1 protein-coding gene and 3 pseudogenes are annotated in these 2,617 nt (G+C 42.8%); all 4 read left to right on the forward strand.

Going from position 1 to position 2,617, the window contains the following annotated elements:
- The first annotated feature begins 81 nt into the window (after positions 1-81).
- Complete coding sequence (locus F6K20_RS33385) at positions 82-669, forward strand: IS607 family transposase (protein ID WP_009148864.1); 588 nt, start codon at positions 82-84, stop codon at positions 667-669.
- Positions 647-1,126: pseudogene (locus tag F6K20_RS33390) on the forward strand (nuclease/transposase family protein); the annotation flags it as partial. The gene F6K20_RS33385 and the pseudogene F6K20_RS33390, both read left to right, overlap by 23 nt.
- Before the next feature lie 105 nt (positions 1,127-1,231).
- Positions 1,232-1,954 (forward strand): annotated as a pseudogene (locus F6K20_RS40985) (zinc ribbon domain-containing protein); the annotation flags it as partial.
- Positions 1,955-2,377: 423 nt separating this feature from the next.
- Positions 2,378-2,617, forward strand: a pseudogene (locus tag F6K20_RS33400) (hypothetical protein); the annotation flags it as partial.

Below are 2,617 nucleotides of genomic sequence, written 5' to 3' on the forward strand. Positions count from 1 at the left end.
GTGTAATCGGGGGTTAGTAGACAGTATTGAAAAGTATCACATAGTCTATCAAAGTATTAAATTAGTTGTTAGACTATATTCATGGCATTAATACCAATCCGTAAGGCGGTCGAACTTACGGGACTCTCCAGGAACACTTTGCGGAAGTACGCAGATAATGGCATCATCAAATGTGAACGAACCCCAAGCGGGTACCGTCTCTTTGACACAACTAGTTTACTCAGCCTTGGAAAAAGTAAAGGAAACAGAGAAGCTACGATCTGTTACTGCCGAGTCAGTAGTAACAAACAAAAAGACGACCTCGCCAGACAAATCGCCTACATGCATTCGCTCTTCCCGGAAGCGGAAATCGTCAAGGACATCGGTTCAGGACTTAACTACAAAAGAAAAGGTCTTAGAATCATATTGGAACGGCTTATGCAAGGAGATCAGCTCACAATTATTGTTGCCTGCCCTTGCAGACTTACCAGGTTCGGGTTTGAACTCTTTGAGTACTTGGTCAGTATCAACGGTGGAAAAATCTTGGTTCTCGACAACCATGAAAGTTGTCCAGAATCGGAACTTACCGCAGATCTTCTATCCATCATTCACGTCTTCTCTTGCCGCGTCCACGGACTCCGAAAATACGGCAAAAAAATCAAAGAAGATGCGAGTCTTCCTAAACCCTGAGCAACGATTGGCCGTAGGCCACGCTACGCGAACAATAGTTCGCCAGTGGTTTGGAGTGTCCCGTTATGTTTTTAATAAAACTGTCAAAATACTTTGCTCCGTAGGAGCCGCTACGCGAACATATGGCGAAGTTAAAGCTAACTGGAAAGCCATTAAGACTGGAATATTAAATGACCTACCCGAGTGGTGTAAGACAGTACCTTATCAGATTAAATCTATAGCGATTAAGGATGCTTGCACTGCTGTCAGGGAGGCAAAGAAAAAATACAAAAAGACTGGACAGATAAATCGGGTAAGATTTAGATCTCGTAAAAATCCTGTTCAGTCTTGCTACATACCCAAGTCTGCTGTCTCTAGCAAAGGGATTTACCATACAAAACTGGGTGAATTGACCTTCGCTGAGACACTTCCAGGCGATATCGGAGATTGTCGATTAACTAGCACTAATGGGGACTATTATAGCAGTCGCCAGGGCAGTTAGGACATGACAAAAGTCTCACACCCTTTGTAAGCGCAAGAGTTTGACTTCTGACTTCTGACTTCTGACTTCTGACTTCTGCTATATCTGACAGTCCCCCACAAGACTACTCAAGTAAAAACCGAGAACCAAGGTATAGTAGTAGCCTTAGACCCTGGTGTTAGAACGTTCTTGACGTTCTAAGGGCGAAAATTCTATTGGGAAAATTGGTTGTGGGGATTTTTATCGGATTCAACGACTTTGCTCTCACCTTGATAGCCTTTTATCAAAAATAAGTAAGGCAAAAAGAAAGCAAAAACGCCGAATGAGAAAAGCTGCCAGACGAATAATTATCAGAATTCAGAATCTGATTAACGAATTACATCACAAAGCTGCCCGCTTCTTAGTTAACAACTTCGACGTCATACTACTGCCCACTTTTGAAACATCTGAAATGGCCAAGAAGGGAAGCAGGAAGATCAGGTCTAAAACTGTTCGTAATTTGCTTTCTTTTGCTCATTATCGCTTCAAAGAGTTTCTCAAGCACAAAGCCTTAGAAACAGGAAAAACAATGGTAGACGTCTGTGAAGCCTATACTAGCAAAACTGTTAGCTGGACAGGTGAATTGATCAATATTGGTGGCAGTAATAAAATTAAATCAAAAATCGATGGGCGATCTATGGATTGACCTTTGGTCACGCTTTCGGCAAAGCCGACGCTGCTTGAGGTGCGAACGTGACATTAATGGCGCTCGTGGGATATTCCTGAGAGCTTTGGTAGATACACCCTGGCCCTCGTAATCAGCTTGCATTGGCGAGCCAAAATTGACTTTCTGGGAGATTATGGTAGCTAAAAAGTATCGGTTTTACCATAATTATTGTGTCTTTAGTGATAGGGAGCAAGTGATCGGGAGCGGGAAACTAGCGTGCGCCTGGCCAAAGTTCTGGCTTCCAACTTTTTGGTTAATTTGGGTTTGACCACTTTTTTGATAACACAAAAAACTTAAATAACACAATTAATCCCTAAAATGGCGGGAATTATTTTTATAATGGAGCATGTATCCAAATCAACATAAATCAATTAGGAGTTCAGCATTTGCGCTACATATAGTAATGATGCAACCACTGCGCCCCTACAATTAGCGTTGAGGAACACAAGCAAGGGTAAGTCCTGTCAATAAAAACTAATCACAAATGACTACTATTAGTTACCGATTCCTGGCAACAGCCGCAATATAAAGGAGTTTTATCAATGAGGCGATGGCGACCCATACTGTTGCTTGTGGCTTTTGTCCTAACTATAGTTCTCTGTAACTGCGTTAGCCCTTCTAATTGGATTGGGAAAAATACCCCTGAGAGTCCTACTCCTACTGTGTCTGAGAGTCCTACTCCTAGTATTTCCCCGAGCCCTACTCCCAACCCTACTCCAACTCCTACTCCCAGCCCTACTCCCAGCCCTACTCCCAGCCCTACTCCAACTCCTACTACAACA

It is taken from the genome of Moorena sp. SIO2C4, from assembly GCF_010672485.1.
GTDB classification, from domain to species: Bacteria; Cyanobacteriota; Cyanobacteriia; order Cyanobacteriales; family Coleofasciculaceae; genus Moorena; species Moorena producens.

Coding starts and splice junctions, on each gene's coding strand:
- F6K20_RS33385 (WP_009148864.1), top strand. CDS start 82: ATGGCATTAATACCAATCCGTAAGGCGGTCGAACTTACGGGACTCTCC.